This is a genomic window from Lacinutrix sp. MEBiC02404 (assembly GCF_053601575.1).
In genome coordinates this window covers 26,530-44,936 of sequence record NZ_JBSHNV010000225.1, presented here as the reverse complement: position 1 = coordinate 44,936, position 18,407 = coordinate 26,530, and the positions used below count along the sequence as shown (strand labels likewise).

16 protein-coding genes are annotated in these 18,407 nt (G+C 32.2%); 5 read left to right on the top strand and 11 right to left on the bottom strand.

Features of this window, described 5'->3' with window-relative positions; all coding sequences use genetic code 11:
- Positions 1–106: 106 nt before the first annotated feature.
- The 4 genes from ACVCXO_RS19195 to prfB form a co-directional block, all read right to left on the bottom strand.
- Positions 107–2,518, bottom strand: a complete 2,412-nt coding sequence (locus tag ACVCXO_RS19195; protein WP_452231223.1) for a TonB-dependent receptor domain-containing protein — start codon at positions 2,516–2,518, stop codon at positions 107–109.
- A gap of 260 nt (positions 2,519–2,778) precedes the next feature.
- Complete coding sequence (locus tag ACVCXO_RS19190; protein ID WP_452231222.1) at positions 2,779–3,141, bottom strand: ArsC/Spx/MgsR family protein; 363 nt, start codon at positions 3,139–3,141, stop codon at positions 2,779–2,781.
- Between the two features lie 46 nt (positions 3,142–3,187).
- Positions 3,188–3,532, bottom strand: coding sequence for an arsenate reductase (glutaredoxin) (arsC, locus tag ACVCXO_RS19185; protein ID WP_452231221.1), 345 nt, complete (start codon positions 3,530–3,532; stop codon positions 3,188–3,190).
- Between the two features lie 13 nt (positions 3,533–3,545).
- A protein-coding gene (prfB, locus tag ACVCXO_RS19180; RefSeq protein WP_452231220.1) for a peptide chain release factor 2 occupies positions 3,546–4,656 on the bottom strand; the annotation gives its coding sequence in 2 pieces (ribosomal slippage) (positions 3,546–4,592 and positions 4,594–4,656; 1,110 coding nt in all).
- Between the two features lie 91 nt (positions 4,657–4,747).
- Here prfB and ACVCXO_RS19175 point away from each other — a divergent pair.
- The gene (locus tag ACVCXO_RS19175; protein WP_452231219.1) at positions 4,748–5,767 is read left to right on the top strand and encodes a threonine aldolase family protein; all 1,020 of its coding nucleotides are present in this window, start codon (positions 4,748–4,750) and stop codon (positions 5,765–5,767) included.
- A 210-nt stretch (positions 5,768–5,977) separates the two neighbouring features.
- The gene (locus ACVCXO_RS19170) at positions 5,978–7,654 is read left to right on the top strand and encodes an OmpA family protein (protein WP_452231218.1); all 1,677 of its coding nucleotides are present in this window, start codon (positions 5,978–5,980) and stop codon (positions 7,652–7,654) included.
- Positions 7,655–7,729: 75 nt separating this feature from the next.
- Here ACVCXO_RS19170 and ACVCXO_RS19165 read toward each other — a convergent pair whose 3' ends face one another.
- A complete protein-coding gene (locus tag ACVCXO_RS19165) occupies positions 7,730–8,053 on the bottom strand; it encodes a YbaB/EbfC family nucleoid-associated protein (protein ID WP_452231217.1) in 324 nt (107 codons plus the stop codon).
- Between the two features lie 82 nt (positions 8,054–8,135).
- Between ACVCXO_RS19165 and ACVCXO_RS19160 the strand changes: the two genes are divergently transcribed.
- From ACVCXO_RS19160 to ACVCXO_RS19150, 3 genes are all read left to right on the top strand, one after another.
- Positions 8,136–10,196 (top strand): S9 family peptidase, encoded by a 2,061-nt coding sequence (locus ACVCXO_RS19160; RefSeq protein WP_452231216.1) that lies wholly within the window; start codon positions 8,136–8,138, stop codon positions 10,194–10,196.
- A 63-nt stretch (positions 10,197–10,259) separates the two neighbouring features.
- Entirely contained in the window at positions 10,260–11,300 is a 1,041-nt protein-coding gene (locus ACVCXO_RS19155) for a PLP-dependent cysteine synthase family protein (RefSeq protein ID WP_452231215.1), read from the top strand.
- 141 nt (positions 11,301–11,441) lie between these two features.
- Positions 11,442–12,701, top strand: coding sequence for an aminotransferase class I/II-fold pyridoxal phosphate-dependent enzyme (locus ACVCXO_RS19150; protein WP_452231214.1), 1,260 nt, complete (start codon positions 11,442–11,444; stop codon positions 12,699–12,701).
- Positions 12,702–12,737: 36 nt separating this feature from the next.
- Here the strand turns inward: ACVCXO_RS19150 and ACVCXO_RS19145 are convergent, their stop codons facing one another.
- The 6 genes from ACVCXO_RS19145 to ACVCXO_RS19120 form a co-directional block, all read right to left on the bottom strand.
- On the bottom strand, positions 12,738–13,919 hold the full coding sequence (locus tag ACVCXO_RS19145) for a THUMP-like domain-containing protein (RefSeq protein WP_452231213.1): 1,182 nt from the start codon (positions 13,917–13,919) through the stop codon (positions 12,738–12,740).
- 5 nt (positions 13,920–13,924) lie between these two features.
- A complete protein-coding gene (locus ACVCXO_RS19140) occupies positions 13,925–15,013 on the bottom strand; it encodes an AI-2E family transporter (RefSeq protein WP_452231212.1) in 1,089 nt (362 codons plus the stop codon).
- 187 nt (positions 15,014–15,200) lie between these two features.
- On the bottom strand, positions 15,201–15,719 hold the full coding sequence (locus ACVCXO_RS19135) for a TrmH family RNA methyltransferase (RefSeq protein WP_452231211.1): 519 nt from the start codon (positions 15,717–15,719) through the stop codon (positions 15,201–15,203).
- A 34-nt stretch (positions 15,720–15,753) separates the two neighbouring features.
- Complete coding sequence (locus ACVCXO_RS19130) at positions 15,754–16,932, bottom strand: MFS transporter (protein ID WP_452231210.1); 1,179 nt, start codon at positions 16,930–16,932, stop codon at positions 15,754–15,756.
- A gap of 98 nt (positions 16,933–17,030) precedes the next feature.
- Positions 17,031–17,672, bottom strand: a complete 642-nt coding sequence (locus tag ACVCXO_RS19125) for a DUF4159 domain-containing protein (RefSeq protein WP_452231209.1) — start codon at positions 17,670–17,672, stop codon at positions 17,031–17,033.
- Between the two features lie 11 nt (positions 17,673–17,683).
- Positions 17,684–18,391: a 16S rRNA (uracil(1498)-N(3))-methyltransferase gene (locus tag ACVCXO_RS19120; RefSeq protein ID WP_452231208.1), complete on the bottom strand. Its 708-nt coding sequence runs from the start codon at positions 18,389–18,391 to the stop codon at positions 17,684–17,686.
- Positions 18,392–18,407 lie beyond the last annotated feature (16 nt).

Here is an 18,407-nt window from a genome sequence, read left to right as displayed (position 1 = left end):
TCCTTTTTCCATAAAAGAAAACAGCACCTACCTTTTAAAAGGGTAGGAGCTGTTTTTTAATTTATGAGATTGCTTTATAACTTGCAATTTCTACAGGTATTATATTTTATCCTTCAAATTCTTCATCTCCACCATTTCCTCTAGAACCTCTTTCACGTTTCTTTTGTTGGTTAAATCTGTAGGTAAAAGATAAATTAAAGCTACGTTCTCTCCATTGAAATTCACTAGTACTAAAAAAAGTATCTGTGTTTGTTTCCATAGTACGTTTTCTAGAGTTAAATAAATCGCTAACATTAAAAGCGATGGATGCTTTGTCTTTAAATAAGTCTTTACTAAAAGCTATATTGGTTGAAAAAACACCTTCACGTTTGTTTTGTGCATCTTCGCTCGGACCACTATAATTCATACTCGTTTGCCATTCGATATCTGCAGGTAACGTATATTTAGTATTTAATCTTGCGTACCAACTCGTGTTTTCGTTACTTAAATCTGCTCCGTTTGGATCTACACCTTCGGTTTTAGATTTGAATACATTAAAGTTTGCACTGGTATTGAATTTACGAGATGCTCTGTACATAAGCGTGAATTCAAAACCATATCTATCTTCACTAGATAAATTAATAGGTGTACGTTGAATTATAGATACATCTTCACCATCTACATTTACTGTTTCTCCTGTATCAAAACTGATAAAGTTAAATACGTCTGTAGCATGTTGGTAATAAGCAGATGTATTCAGTGTAACTTTTCCAAAACGGTTTAAATAACCAAGATCAAAAGTACCAGAGTAACTAGGATCTAAATCGGGATTTCCTTGAAAAACACTAGATACACTAGAACGTGAAGGAAACGGATTGATAAAATAAGAACGTGGTCTGCGTAAACGTCTGCTATAACCAAGGGTTACACTTTCTGCATCCGATAACTCATAGTTTAAATTTACTGTTGGAAATAATCCTGTATAATCTTTTTTACTAAAATCGCCACTAGATGGTTGGTCTATAGTAATTCTAGTATTTTCTAAACGTAAACCTAATAAATAGGAGAATTTACCATGTTTGCTACCATATTGCGTGTACACAGCATTAATATATTCTTTATAATTTAATACATTAGATAAGCCATTATCTTCATAAAAAGCATTAGTATCAGCATCTAAAAACTCTACTACATAATCTGTAGATTGATTATTAAAATTACCACGATAACCTAATTCAAACTGTGCCTTTTCACCAATTGGTAATACATAATCGCCTTGTAATAAAATACGTTCTTGTTCTTCAAGAGTTCCTACTTTTTCTGTAAATACATCGTTTACTTCTACAAGAGAGTTCTCATCCTCTGTGCTGTCTTCGTATTGAAAATCGAAAGTAAGTTTGTGCCCACTAGCTTCAAAATCTTTTGTAAAATTAGCAGCATATTGAATGGTTTTGTCATCTTCTAATTCTGGATCAAAACGAGAACTTGTACTCGTTAACAGATTGTTACTATCATATTGTAGTAAGCTATTTGTGGTATTACTTTCGTTATTATTGTCTTTATATAAAATAGATGTAGTTAATGAAGCAGAATCGTTAATGTACCATTCTATCCCTAAATTGGTATTAAAACCTTTTCTTATACGATCGTAATCTTTAGATTCGTTAATACTATTTCCAGAATCCTTATATGTAGTATTGGTGTAAGAATTTCCTGGAGCTTCTCTATAACTATAACCAGTGGTATTAAAGATATTTACATTTCCTGTTCTGTAATTTATGTTTCCAGATATTCCTGCGGAAGGATTATAACCAGCGTTCGCCGTTATTGCTCCATTTAAACCTTGTAATTTACTTCTTCTTAAAATAATATTTATAATTCCGGCAGTACCTTCAGAATCATATCTTGCGGAAGGAGAAGTAATAACTTCTACTTTTTCAATAGATTCGGCCGGTAATTGGCGCAATGCCTCTGTAGAGTTTAAACCAACTAAACCGGAAGGTTTTCCGTTAATTAAAATCCGTACATTTTCTTGTCCTCTTAAAGATACATTTCCTTCAACATCTACAGCAACCGACGGTACGTTGTCTAGTACATCACTAACGGTACCACCACGAACGGTAAGATCTTTACCAACATTGTATATTTTTTTATCTAATTTTATTTCTACTGTCGTACGTTCTGCAATGATTTCTACTACATCCAAAGATTCTGCATCTTCACTAAGAAATATTTTACCTAGATTGGTGTCTGTTAAAAGTTCTTGGTTCGCAATTGTCTTTGTCCCAAAACCAATAAATTCGACAGAAACATCATAAAGTCCAGCAGTAACAGGGATGCTAAAGTTTCCTTTTTGGTCTGTAATCCCTCCAGTAACCATTCTGTTTTCTTTTTTACTAAAGAAAGCAACAGTGGCATATTCTAAAGGTTGAAGTGTTTCTCGTTCTAGAATACTTCCAGTAATTCTTACTTCCTTTTGAGCAAAGGAATTTAAAGTAAAAAATAAAATGCAAATGAATGCGAATAATTGTTTAGTCATGATTAGTTTTTTGCTTAAGACCGCAAAAATATAGTTTGGTTTAAAGTGTTTTGGTTAAAAGTATGTTAAAGAACTAACTTTAACTTTTGCGATAGCGTTTTAGATTGGTTTTTAATGTTTTCCTCCCGAATAGTTATAGGATGGAATAGAAAAAAAGCATTCTCATTTTCTAAAACCGTATTCTTTTTCATTATTTACTAAAAACAGAATGTCTTTAACTAAAAAAGCTTCAAAATGTTTAGATTTTGAAGCTTTTTAAATTAGCTAGCTAGTATGCTTAGTATTTTTTCTGGCGGTTGGCAAATTGCAGCTTTATCTCCATTAATAACTATTGGTATTTTTATTAGACTAGGAAATTCGGTCATCATTTTTATATATTCAATATCTTCAAAATCATCAGGATTAGAAACTAATTCTTGATAATGGTCTTTCCAAATGGTAGATTCTGTTCTAATTAATTGAATAGCTTTAATGTTTAGAAGCTTAATTATTCTTTTTAATTTTCTTTCTGTTAATGGGTTATCAATATGTCTAATTACTTTGTGTCTTTGTTTTATTTTTTTTAAAATATTGAGGCACTCGATAGAGTCTATTGATTCTGGGTTATGGTAAATCAAAATCATAATGTAGGTAGGTAATTTGGGTCTGCTTTAGGGCTATTATTACATGTTATGCTATTAGGTCTAGGATTAATTCTGGTGGACGACCAATGACTGCTTTATTTCCTTTTATAACAATAGGTCTTTCTATTAGTTTTGGGTATTTAGTCATGGCATCTATTACTTCGGCATTTGTTAATATTTTGCCTTTGTAATTTTCTTTCCAAATAGCTTCATTTTTCCTTACTAAATCTAGAGGGTTGATTTTAAGTAAGTTAATTATTCTGGTTAAGTCAGCGGTATTCGGAATATTTTCAAGGTAATTAATTATTTTATATTCTTTACCAGAATTCTTTAATATTTCTAGTCCAGATCGAGACTTACTGCATCTATTATTGTGGTATATAGTTATCATATAGTGCTTTAAATTATAAATTATTTGTTTCGGTAGTTTGTTGCCCCATCATCATGAGATATGCTTTTAAAAAGCTACCAATATCCCCATCCATGACCGCGTCTACATTACCAGTTTCGTGACCAGAACGAACATCTTTTACTAATTTATAAGGATGCATGACATAATTACGTATTTGGCTTCCCCATTCAATTTTCATTTTTCCGGCTTCTATATCTTCACGTTGTGCTAATTGCTTTTGTAATTCAATTTCATATAATTGTGATTTTAGCATTTGCATGGCACGATTTCTATTATCGTGTTGTGAACGCGTTTCAGAACAAGAAATTTGAATTCCAGTAGGTTTATGCGTTAGTTGCACTTTCGTTTCTACTTTATTTACATTTTGACCTCCAGCACCACTAGATCGGGCCGTAACAATTTCTATATCTGCAGGATTAATTTCAATTTCGATAGTATCATCTACTAAAGGATACACGTAAACAGAAGCAAAGCTAGTATGTCGTTTGGCATTGCTATCAAAAGGAGAAATACGTACTAATCGGTGTACGCCATTTTCGCCTTTAAGCCAGCCAAAAGCAAAATCACCTTCAATTTCTATAGTAACGGTTTTTATTCCAGTTACATCACCTTCTTGGTAATTAAGTTCTTTTACTTTAAAACCACTTTTTTCGGCATACATTAAATACATACGCATAAGCATACTTGCCCAATCGCAACTTTCTGTTCCGCCAGCTCCAGCAGTAATTTGTAAAACAGCACTTAAACTATCGCCTTCTTCAGAAAGCATATTCTTGAATTCTAAATCTTCAATAGCAGTGGTTGCTTTTATAAAACGAGTTTCTACATCTTGCAAAGTTGCTTCGTCCTCTTTGAAAAATTCATAGATGACTTCTAAATCTTCTACTAGTGTTTTACCCGTATTATAATCCGTAACCCATTTCTTTTTCTCTCGAAGTGATTTCATAATCACTTCTGCAGCTTTAGAGTCATTCCAGAAATTAGGATCAAAAGTTTGTTCTTCTTCGTTTTGTATTTCAATTAACTTAGCATCTAAGTCAAAGATATTGCCTTAGCATACTAAGACGTGTATTAAGATCTTTAATTTGATCTGTAGTAATCATAGGAAGTATATTTTTAACAAAAATATACTTTAATACTGTGTGTAAAAATATATTTTGATTTAATTTTACAGTAGTTATAAAATTAGACCAAATGATAATAGATTTAAGAAGTGATACCGTAACCAAACCAACAAAAGAAATGCTAAATGCAATGATGAAAGCATCTGTTGGTGATGATGTTTATAAAGAAGATCCAACCGTTAACGCGTTAGAAGAGCGTATAGCAGAAATGTTTGGTAAACCAAAAGCATTATTTTTTCCGACAGGAACTATGGCAAATCAAACAGCTATTAAGTTACATACAAATCCTGGAGAACAAGTAATTTGTGATAAGTACGCGCATATATATAATTATGAAGGAGGCGGAGCCAGTTTTAATAGTGGTGTTTCTTGTAAATTAATAGATGGCCATCGAGGTATGTTTACAGCACAAGAGGTAATAGATAGTATAAACCCTCCCGAATTTTATCATAGTGCATTAACACGTTTAGTAGAAATAGAAAATACAACCAATAAAGGAGGAGGAGCTTGTTGGGATTTTAATGAGTTACAAAAAATTAGAAAAGTTTGTGATGACCATAGCTTAGGCTTTCATCTAGATGGTGCACGTCTTTGGAATGCTTTGGTGGCTAAAAAGGAAACTACAGAGCAATACGGAAAAGTATTCGATACTATTTCGGTATGCTTAAGTAAAGGATTGGGCTGTCCTATTGGTTCTGTATTAGTAGGAGACGAAGACGTCATGCAAGGAGCAATGCGAATACGAAAGATTTTTGGGGGAGGAATGCGACAAGTTGGTTATTTAGCTGCTGCAGGAATATATGCCTTAGATCATCATGTAGAAAGGTTAGAAGAAGACCATAATAAAGCAAAAGAGTTAGCGGACGTTTTAAACAAGGCCACTTTTGTTAATAAAGTGGAGCCTGTAGAAACTAATATTGTAATCTTCGAACTACAAGAAGATGTTAATTCCGATACTTTTATTTCTCAACTAGAAAGTAAAGGAGTAAAACTTGTAGGAATGGGTGAAAATAAGCTTCGATTAGTTACACATTTAGATTATACCAATAAGATGCACACCTATGTTTTAGACTTGCTAAGCGATTTTTGATTTTTTTTGTCTAAGAATCAGTCACTTAAAAAATTCTTACGTGTTTCGTCGAGTAAAAATGTATTTTGTCGAAATGTTAAAGAGTTCTTAATGTTTAATGGATTAAAAGTTTGATAAGTTTTAATTTTGTTCGAAATTAGAGTTGTTACTTCTCTCAAAGTATCTGAAAATTAGAACTATATTAATATTTAACCATTAAATTACTTAAAAATGAAAAAAGCCTTACTAACAATCTTATCTTTTGTCGTTTGCATTTCTGCAGTTGCACAAGATTTACCAACTAATCCTGAGCCAGGAAAATGTTACGTTCGATGTGTAACTCCAGACGTTTGGGTAAATCAAGATGTAACTATTCAAGTGTCTCCAGCGTACAAAAAGTTAAGCACAGTACCTTCAACGTATACTACGGTTACTGAAGACGTAGTAGTTGCTAATGCAAGCCAACGTTTAGAAGTTGTTCCTGCGGTATATGAAACACAAACTTTTGAAGTAACTGTACAAGAAGCAGCACAACGTTTAGAGAAAATTGCTTCTAGAACAGAAACGCAAACAGAAACAGTTGTAACTAAAGAAGCTTCGCAACGTTTAGAGCTTGTAGCTGCTGTTTACGAAACGCAAAACTTCACTGTAGTAACACAACCAGCTAGCCAACGTTTAGAAGTTGTTCCTGCGGTTTACGAAAACCAAAGCTTTACTGTTGTAACTAGCGAAGCTGGTCAACGTTTAGAGGTTATTCCTGCAGAATACGGAACAGAAACTAGAACATACAAAAAAAGAGAATATGGTACTTCTTTAAGAGTTGTTCCAGCAAGTTTCTCTTCTAACTACCAAGTTATTGAAACGAAACCAGCTACTGCTAAATGGCAAATGAGTGATACTCCTGCTGCCGAATGTCAATCTGCTGATCCTAATGATTGTAGATATTGGTGTTATAAAGCAGTTCCTGCTCAAAATATTACAGTAAACACTACTGAATTATCTGCAGATGCTTCTTTTGTAAGAACTCCAGATTGTGATACATCTTCATCAAACGATGATTGTGGTATGGCTACGTATACAGTTAAAACTGTTGTTAAACCAGCTAGTACTAGAGTAATTGATATTCCTGCTGTAACTACAAGTGTTAAGAAAACAGTAATGGTAACACCTCCAACAACAAGAGTTATTGAAATTCCTCAACAAACAAAAACAATGAAAAGAGTTGTAATGGTAACACCTCCTACAACTAGAGTAATTGAGATTCCTCAAGAAACTAAAACGGTAACTAGAACTGTTATTATTCCGGAGACTACAAAAGTTGTTTCTATTCCTGCGGTAACTAAAACGATGAAGCGTACGGTAATGGTAACGCCTCCAACTACAAGAGCTATTGCTATTCCTCAACAAACTGCAACTTTAAAGAAAACAGTTTTATCTGAAGATTCTAAAATAGTGGAAAGTACTGTTCCTGCTATTACTAAAACAGTATCTAAAGAAGTTTTACAAACAAAAGGTGGTTTAACGACTTGGAAAGAAGTAGAATGTACTTTATTAGAGTACAATGACCTTAACATAAACTGGAACTTAGGTTCTGCTACTTTAACAGAATCTGCTAAAAGAGAAATTGATGCAAAATTATTACCTGCTATTGCTGGTGGTGTTTCTGTAGAAATTGCTTCTCACACAGATTCTAGAGGTTCTGCTGCATCTAACAGATCTTTATCTGAAAGAAGAGCACAAGCGGTAACGAACTACTTAATCTCTAAAGGAATCAATTCTTCAAGAATTGTATCTAATGGATATGGTGAAACTAGATTAGTAAACAGATGTGCAGATGGTGTTTCTTGTACAGAAAGAGAGCACTTATCTAACAGAAGAACTCAATTTAGAGTACTTAGTCAACAATAATCATTAGTATTTATTACTATCGATATAAAAAAAGGAAGCTAATTAGCTTCCTTTTTTTTTTGCTTTAAACTTTCGTTATTTAAACATATCCATTCCAGGAATGTTTGGCATACCATCTTTTGCTACAGCAGCTAATTCCGCGTCATTTACTTGCGTAGCTCGTTCTATAGCTTTATTTAAGGTAAGAATTAAATAATCTTCTAATTCTTCTTTGTCTTCTAATAACGCATCGTCTATAGTTATAGACTTAATAACTCTATTGGCAGTTAAAGTTACCTTCAGTTTAGCGTCATTACTTTGTTCATCCACTAAAACAGTATCTAAACGTTTTTTAGTTTCTTCTACTTTTTTTTGAGTTTCTTTAAGTTTACCCATCATACCTGCAAGGTCTCCAAACATAATTTTATAATTTATAATTTCATACAAAACTATTTAATTTTTCTATTTTTGAAGAATATAATTTTAGAATTAATTATTTCATTTGAAAAAAGCACATAATCCTCCAAAAGCGAAGCAAATTCAAGAAAAACTTGTAGCGCATAAACACGAACGAATAGATAATTATTTTTGGCTTAAAAATAAAGAAGACCAGGAAGTTATAGACTATTTAAATGCTGAAAATAAACATACTAAAGAAGTTTTAGCACATACAGAACCTTTTCAAGCAGACCTTTTTAAAGAGATGAAAGCTAGAATTAAAGAGGATGATACTTCTGTGCCATATAAACTACATGGGTATTGGTATATTACTAAATTCGAAAAAGGTAAAGATTATCCTATTTATACGCGTAAAAAGGAAACATTAGAAGCACCAGAAGAGTTATTGTTTGACTGTAATGTAATGGCGAAAGATTTTAACTACTTTAAATTAGGTGGTATTTCTATTAGTCCAGATAATACAATGGCTGCTTTTTCAACCGATACAGTGAGTAGAAGACAGTATAATATCAAAATTAAAAATTTAATTACTGGCGAAATTTATTCCGAAGAAATAATAAATACCACCGGAGGAATTACTTGGGCCAATGATAATTTAACGTTGTTTTACACAAGAAAAGACGAAGTTACGTTACGTTCTTCTATGGTTTATAAACATAAGCTACATACAAAGGTGGAAGAAGATACAGAAGTGTTTCATGAAACAGACGAAACCTTCAACACTTTTGTATATAAAACAAAATCTAAAAAATACTTAGTTATAGGTTCTTCTAGTACTTTAACTTCCGAATATCAAATTTTAAATGCAGATAATCCGGATGGTACATTTAGAGTTTTTCAAAAAAGAGAAAGAGAACTAGATTATGCCATAGCGCACTATAAAGACAGTTTTTTCATTATTTCAAATAAAGATAAAGCGATCAACTTTAAGCTTCAAAAGACAAACGAAAACCAAACAGAAAAAGAGTATTGGCAAGATGTTTTACCACATAGAAAAGATGTTTTATTAGAAGATATCGAGATTTTTAAAGACTATTTAGTGGTAAGTGAAAGAGAAAACGGCTTAAATAAGATTCGAATTATAAGTTGGAATGGTAAAGAAGATTATTATTTACCATTTGATAATGAAACCTATACTGCAAACACTGGTAATAATCCAGACTTCGATAGTGATGTTTTACGATATAGTTATAATGCACTTACCACTCCAAGCTCTGTAATAGATTATAATTTTAAAACAAAAACGAAAGAAGTATTAAAAGAACAAGAAGTTTTAGGGGATACTTATAATAAAGACAATTACACTTCTAAACGTATTTGGGCAACCGCGCGAGATGGCGTTAAAATTCCGATTTCTTTAGTATATAAAAAGGGATTGAAATTAGATGGAACAAATCCTTTATTACAATATGCCTATGGTTCTTATGGAGCTACTATTGATCCTTATTTTTCAACCATTAGATTAAGTTTATTAGATAGAGGCTTTATTTTCGCAATAGCACATATTCGAGGAGGAGAGTATTTAGGAAGAGATTGGTACGAAAACGGAAAATTAAAACAAAAGAAAAATACTTTTCATGATTTTATTGACTGTTCTAAGTTTTTAATTGAAGAAAAATACACTTCAAATAAACATTTATACGCAAATGGCGGATCTGCAGGTGGTTTACTAATGGGCGTGATTGCGAATTTAAATCCGGAGTTATATAATGGTATTTTAGCGGCGGTTCCTTTTGTAGATGTAGTAACCACGATGCTAGATGATACTATTCCGTTAACCACAGGAGAATATGATGAATGGGGAAATCCTAACGATAAAGATTATTATCATTACATGCTTTCCTATTCACCTTACGATAATATAAAAGTACAAGAGTATCCAAATATGTTAATTACAACAGGTTTGCATGACTCTCAAGTACAATATTGGGAGCCTGCAAAGTGGGTTGCAAAGCTTAGAGAATTAAAAACAGATAATAATAAACTGTTACTGCATACAGACATGGAATCTGGTCATGGTGGCGCTTCAGGAAGGTTTGAAAGCCTAAAAGAAGTCGCTTTGGAATACGCATTTTTATTAGATTTAGAAGGAATTAATGAATAATAAAAATTTTTACGTATTTTTGCCCAGTTTATGTTACTTCTTGTAGCAAATTAAAACGTATTTATGGCACAAAAAAATCAAGTATTTGATAACGTTTTAGATTTAGTAGGTAATACACCATTAATTAAACTAAATACTATTACAGCTCCTTTTAAAGGTGAATTTTACGCTAAAGTAGAAGCTTTTAACCCAGGACACTCATCAAAAGACAGAGTTGCATTATATATTATAGAACAAGCGGAAAGGCAGGGTATTCTAAAACCTGGAGATACTATTATAGAAACTACTTCTGGTAATACAGGATTTAGTATTGCTATGGTTAGTATTATTAAAGGATACGATTGTATTTTAGCGGTTAGCTCAAAATCTTCACCAGATAAGATTGATATGCTTAAAACCATGGGAGCAAAGGTATATGTTTGCCCAGCACATGTAAGTGCAGACGATCCTAGATCGTACTATGAAGTTGCAAAGCGTTTACACGAAGAAACAAAAGGTTCTGTATATATCAACCAATATTTTAATCAGTTAAATATAGATGCACATTATAATTCTACTGGTCCAGAAATTTGGGAACAAACAGCAGGAGAAATAACGCATTTAGTAGCTTGTAGTGGAACTGGAGGAACAATTTCGGGTACTGCAAAATACTTAAAAGAACAAAACCCTAATATTAAAATAATAGGAGTAGATGCTTTTGGTTCTGTAATTAAGAAATATCATGAGACTAGAGAGTTTGATGAAAAAGAAATTTATCCATACCGAATAGAAGGATTAGGAAAAAATTTAATTCCTACGGCTACAGATTTTGATGTCATTGATTCTTTTGTAAAAGTTACAGATGAAGAAAGTGCACATACCGCAAGAGAAATAGCAAAAACCGAAGGTTTATTTGTAGGTTATACTTCTGGAGCAGCAATGCAAGCGGTAAAACAATTAGAGGAAGCTGGAGAATTTGATAAAAATTCTAAAGTGGTAGTCTTGTTTCCAGATCATGGTTCTCGTTATATGAGTAAGATTTATAGCGATAAATGGATGACAGATCAAGGCTTTTTCGATAGCAAAAACAAAGAAGCAGCAGAAAGTATTCAGTATATAAAATAATAAAACATAACATAATTAAAGATAGAAAGTTTCCTTAAAGATGCCTTCTATCTTTTTGTTGTTAATAATAGAATATAAAAATATTGTGTTTAGTGCACAGAAATATTTAGTTTTGTAGCACTAAACTAAGATTGATAGCAGATGAAAGATTTATTTGAAAAAATTTACAAGGATAAAGGTCCGTTAGGGAAATGGGCAGCACAAGCAGAAGGTTATTTTGTTTTTCCAAAATTGGAAGGCGTAATTTCTAACCGAATGAAATTCCAAGGCAAAGATGTTATTACTTGGAGTATAAATGATTATCTAGGTTTAGCAAATCACCCAGAAGTTCGTAAAGTAGATGCGCAAGCAGCAGCAGACTATGGTTCGGCGTATCCAATGGGAGCACGTATGATGTCTGGTCACACAGAATTACACGAACAATTACAAAATGAACTTGCAACATTTGTAAATAAAGAAGCAGCATACTTACTTAACTTTGGTTACCAAGGAATGGTTTCTACCATTGACGCTTTAGTTTCTAAAGATGATATTATTGTTTATGATGTAGATGCACACGCTTGTATTATAGATGGTGTACGTTTACACATGGGAAAACGTTTTACTTACAAACATAATGATGTAGTAAGTTTAGAAAAAAACCTAGAAAGAGCCACTAAAATGGCAGAACATACAGGTGGTGGAATTCTTGTTATTTCGGAAGGTGTTTTCGGAATGCGTGGGGAACAAGGTCGATTAAAAGAAATTGTAGCTTTAAAAGAAAAATATAACTTCCGTTTGTTCGTAGATGATGCACATGGTTTTGGTACCCTTGGTAAAACAGGAGCTGGAGCAGGTGAAGAACAAGGAGTACAAGATGATATCGATGTGTATTTTGCAACTTTCGCAAAATCTATGGCAAGTACTGGAGCATTTATTGCTGCAGATAAAGAGATAATAGATTATTTAAAATATAATTTACGTTCTCAAATGTTTGCTAAATCGTTACAAATGCAATTAGTTGTAGGTGCTTTAAAACGTTTAGACATGTTGCGTACCATGCCAGAATTGAAGCAAAACCTTTGGAAAATTGTTAATGCCTTACAATCTGGATTAAAAGAACGTGGTTTCGATATTGGTACTACACAAAGTTGTGTAACTCCTGTTTATTTAAATGGAAGTATTCCAGAAGCAATGGCGCTTGTTAGAGATTTAAGAGAAAATTACGGAATATTTTGTTCTATTGTTGTGTATCCAGTAATACCAAAAGGATTAATTTTATTACGTATGATTCCTACTGCAACACATACCTTACAAGATGTTACAGAAACACTAGATGCTTTTGAAGCGATTAGAGAAAGATTGGTTAACGGAACGTACAAACGTATGTCTGCTGCTTTAATTAAAGCAATGGGAGAATAGTTTTACGTATTATATATATTAAAAAAGGTTGCATATTTATGCAACCTTTTTTGTTTGTATAACTATTTTGTTATTTTCTAAATCGGTTGTAAAAAAGAGATATACATCTCCGCCATCTTTAATTTTATGCTTTTTTCGGATTTGTTCTACACTTTCCGGAAAGTTACGTGTAGCAATATTAGCCTTAACAAACCCTTCCTTTTTTAAACCCTTTTTATTATAAGGGATTACTTTTTCAATTTTAAAAACTCTTCCAGGGAAATTTATTAAAGTATCTTTTGTATATAAATGCGAATGTTGCTGCAGTTTAAAAACGTCTAGTTTACTAGAAATTGTATGAAATGCACCAGATTTCATAATTGCTGCATTAGGTTCGTATAAATATGCTAATGGCAAACTATATTGGCTAATTGTAGAAGTTTCTTCTGCTAGCGGAAAGTTAAAAGTTTCTATTGTATCTTTTTTAATATTACAAGTTTCTATAGTTATAGTGGCTGTATAGTTTTTTTCTAAAACCCAAAGTAATTCTTTTACTTCATTATTAACTGCAACGATATGAATGGTATTCACGTACTTTAATTCGTTTAAGCCAATGGTAATATCCAATAGCGGTGAAGTCTTAATTAAAACGTTATTCGCTTTGTTAAATAGGATGTCTAAATGTTCTGGCACGTTTGGTAAACAATCTTTTAAAAAGAAAACCTTGCCTTTGCTGTCATGTCTTCTAGAAGGGTCGATATAAATCCAATCTAAAGCAGTTTCCTGTTTTATTAAATAGGTTAAACCATCTTGCGCAATAGTTTGTATGTTTTTTACTTCTAGCTGTTTGTAGTTATGGGTAACTATTTGTGAAAGTTGCTCGTTAATTTCACAATGTATAACATGATTGAAATTTTTAGAAAAATAGTAACAGTCTACGCCAAAACCGCCAGTAAGATCTATAATGGTATTTCCTTTTAAAAGACTAGTTTTATGTTTTGCTGTAGTTTCCGAAGAAGTTTGCTCGATATTTAATTTGTTAGGATAGTATATGTTTTCCGTAGAGAACCAAGTAGAAAGCTTCGTTTTACAACGTTTTTTCGCTTCTAATTGTTCTATAACTTCTTTAGTTTCCACGAACGAAAAATCGATTCCTTTTAACAATAAGGAAGCTATATTGGCATCTAAATTGTTATTTATAAATTCTTGAATTTCTGTCTGTAATAGGTTTTCGTTCAAAACAATTATAAATTTTTAGTAAGTTTTTTTACAATCTTATTTTCAGATAAAAACTCTTTTAAAATTACTTTAATCGCTGTGTAGGCCGGAACAGCAACAATAAGCCCAACAATACCAAATAAGATTCCAGCAATAAGTATTACCAAAAATATTTCTAGTGGATGCGATTTTACACTTTTAGAAAATATTACGGGCTGACTAATAAAATTATCAACTAGCTGACCAATGGCAAATACAATAAATACCCAAAATGTTTTTGGTAAAACGACATCTCTAAAACTTTCGCCAAGACTACTTGTCATCGTTAATGTTAGCATTAAAAATGCACCAATTAGCGGCCCAACATAAGGTATTAAGTTTAATAGGGCACACATAAAAGCAATGACAATCGCATTTTCTACACCAATAATCATTAAACCAATAGTATAAATAATAAAGAGAATTAGTATCTGAAAGATTAAACCAATAAAGTACCTAGATAGTAAGTCTTTAATTTTGACCGTGGAGCTTGCCCAACGCGATTCGTTGCCAGATGGAATAAAAGTTAGAATCCCATTTTCAAAGAGTTTGCTGTCTTTTAAAAAGAAAAAAGAGATAAATAAAACTGAAAATAAACCTATACTAAAACTTCCTAATCCACTAATTAAAGAGTTTAGAAAATTCGGAATTAATGAATAATCGATCTTAGAAAGTAGGTTAGAACTTTTTATAGATTGCTCTACATCTATATTATTTATTTGAAAATAAGCAATTGCTTCACCATATAAATCTTCTATATTACCTTGTAATTGATCAATATCTAAAAGTGCTAAATTATGTCCTTGTTCTACAATTAAAGGAATAAATAAACGTACCAATCCGAAGAGTAATCCAAGTAAAACAAACATGGTTACAATTACTGCAAGCGTATTTTTAAACTTAAGTCTTCTTCTTAAAAATAAAATAATAGGTCTTCCAATTAATGAAATTACCGCAGCAATTGCGATATAAACAATTACAGATTGTATTTTAAAAAGAAAAAATAGGATTAAAAGAACACCTATAATAATTCCTAGTGCTTTTAAAATACCATTAGATATTTGGTTTGATGTCATACTGTAAATATAAATAATTCCTGTCAAGACAAGAATCTCATTATTGTTTTATTAATTATATAGTAAAAATTTCAAGACACGATTTTACGAACTAAACGAATTTTTTAAAAATCTAAAGATTTTTCGACTTGTAAAATTGCTGTCAAAAAAAGAGAATTGTAAAGCGTAACGCGCTTCACCCACTATTTTAGAGATTTCTGCTTTCGTAGGATAGTTGTTTTGTCATTTCGTATAAAGCTATAGTCGTTGCTTGTACTACATTCATGCTACTATTTTGCCCAAACATATCAATATGAATTATGGCATCACACTGTTTTAAAATGTCTTGTGAAACGCCAAAATTTTCGTCTCCAATAATAAGTGCAATAGGTTTTTCTTTAGGAAAAGTGGAGGAATGTATGGATGTGCTTTCGCTAGTTATTTCTAATGCTACAATATGATACCCTTTTTTTTTGTACTGGGTAACTACTTCGGAAGCATTTTCTTGCACTTCATAATTTACTACTTTTTCAGTAGCACGAGACGTTTTTGTCATTTTTCTTCCTAACGGAATCTGTTCCCCACAAAACACCATTTTTTCGATTCCAAAAGCATCTGCTGTTCTAAACAGGCTTCCAATATTGGGTGCATTGGTTACGTTTTCACAAATAATGGTTATTGGGAACGTACGTTTGGTAAAGTTGGTGTTGTAGTGTGTTAGTTGCATTTGTTTGGTATGAAATATAATTTACGCGAATATATTATAATTTAAAGGTCTTTTTCTTCTGCAACATAATCAAACCAAAAATAGGTCCTATTGCCAAAATAGTAAATATGTTATTAGAGTCTGTTATTTCTAGCATTCTAGAAAGAATCTGAATACTGACTATCGTTATTGCAAACCCAATACAATTCACAATAGTAAGTGCAGTCCCTTTAATTTCTGGTGCTGCATTTTGTGCTATTAGGGTGGATAGAAGCGGAGAGTCTGCAATGACGACCATTCCCCAAAAAATTAGAAATCCAATAAATACATATTCAAAAGCACTAGTAAATAGTAATGGTGAAATTAAACAGCATATACAAGATAGAAGTAGTGCTATAAAAGCAGTTTTTTTGGTTCCTTTAACTTGTGCAATATAACCAGCAAGTACACAAGCAAAACCACCTATTCCTATGATTACAAAAGATAAGATAGGAATGTTGAATAGTACTTGAGGATGCGCTTCACTATACTTTTTTAATAAGATTGGTACAAATGTCCAAAATGCATATAATTCCCACATGTGTCCAAAATAACCGAAGGCAACAAAGCGGAATTCCTTATTTTTAAATACACCTAAAAATACGGATAAATCTGTTTTCTGACTAGCCTTTCGGTAAGGTCCGCTAGGAACCAAAAACAGCATTAATAAGCCACCTAATAACGCAAGGGATGAAGTTGCAAGTATTACATATCTCCATGGAAAAGAATGCGTTATTTCTTTTAATAAATGCGGAAAAGCAGTTCCTAAAACTAATGCGCCAACTAAAAAACCAAGAGATTTTCCAAGTCCTTTTTGATAGTAATCTGCAGCGATTTTCATTCCTACAGGATAGATTCCTGCAAGAAAAAAACCAGTACAAAAACGAAGGATCAATAAACTGGCTAAATTGTTAGCTGAATAGATTACTCCTAAGTTAAAAAGAGAACCCAGTACGGCACTTACAAAAAACACTTTAGATGGTGAAAACCGATCTGCAATAGTTAAAATAGCGAAAATAAGTGTGCCAATAATAAAACCAAATTGGACGGCAGAAGTTAAGTGGCCTAAAGCATTTGCTTTTAGATTGAAATTTAATACCAAATCGGTAATGATGCTATTTCCTGCAAACCAAAGAGAAGTACAGCAAAACTGAGATATTACAATTATAGGTAGTATTAATTTGGAGGCTTTCATTTAAGTAATATTCAATAAAATCTATACATAAGGTAGACTACTTTACTTATAATAACTTACAGTTTCAAACTCGATTTGGATATGTTACGTGTTGTATATTAATTACTAAAAGCATACTTTATAATATTCGCTCCCATTTGCAGTGCTTTTTCTCTCACATCTGCAGGATCGTTATGTACCGCAGGATCTTCCCAGCCATCGCCTAAATCGCTTTCATACGTAAATAATAGTACTAATCTGTTTTCATGAAATAAACCAAAAGCTTGCGGTCTTTTACCTTCATGCTCATGAATTTTTGGTAATCCTTTTGGGAATTTATAAGCAATATTAAATATTTCATGGTTTGCCGGAAGTTCTACCAATTCCTGATTTGGAAATATTTTTTTTAATTCTTTAACAAGGTAGGGTTGCATACCATAATTATCATCTATATGTAAAAAACCTCCAGAAGTTAAGTAGTTCTTTAGGTTTTCGGCTTCGGCTTCGCTAAAAAAAACATTTCCATGACCTGTCATATGTAAAAACGGAAACTGAAAAATATCGGTACTTCCGGTTTCAACGGTTTCTGGTTTTGCAGTAATTTTTGTTCCAATATTATTATTGCAGAATACTATTAGGTTTGGTAATGCTGTAGGATTACTATACCAATCGCCACCACCTTTATATTTTAGAATAGCTACTTCTTGCGAAAAAGAAGCAAAAGTAAAGAGCGAAAAGAGAAAAGAGAAAAGTAATTTCATAAAAATAATTATTAAGCTTCATTTACAAAAGCTACAGAATGACATGCAACAATTGCAGCCGTTTCTGTACGTAATCTGGTTTCTCCCAAAGTTACAGGAATAAATTTATGCTGTATTGCAATTTCTATTTCTTTAACAGAAAAATCACCTTCCGGACCAATTAGAATGGTAATATCTTGTTTGGGGTTTAGTTCATTTTTAAGCGATTTTCTATCTGTTTCTTCACAATGTGCAATAAATAAATCACCCGAAAAGTCTTGTTTTATAAAGTCTTTAAACCCTATTGCAGGATTTAATTTTGGTACGTAACAACTAAGCGATTGCTTGGTGGCCGATTGTATTATTTTTTCAAAACGTTCTGGCTTAATAATTTTACGTTCGCTATGATCGCAAATAATAGGAGTGATGCTATCTATGCCAATTTCGGTTGCTTTTTCTAAAAACCACTCATAACGATCATTCATTTTTGTTGGAGCAACAGCAAGGTGAAGGTTATAGTTTTTTTTAGCTTGTAATTTTTTATCCATAATACGTACAACACAATTTTTAATATCTGCAATGGTAATTTGTGCCGTAAACAGCCAGCCTTTTCCGTTCGTAATTTGAAGGGTTTGGTCTACCGATTTACGAAGCACTTTTACAATATGCTTACTTTCCTCTTTATTAAAAGAGAATTCTGTGGTGTTTTCTGTGATGTCTGGATTATAGAATAATTGCATATAGCGAAGATAAAAA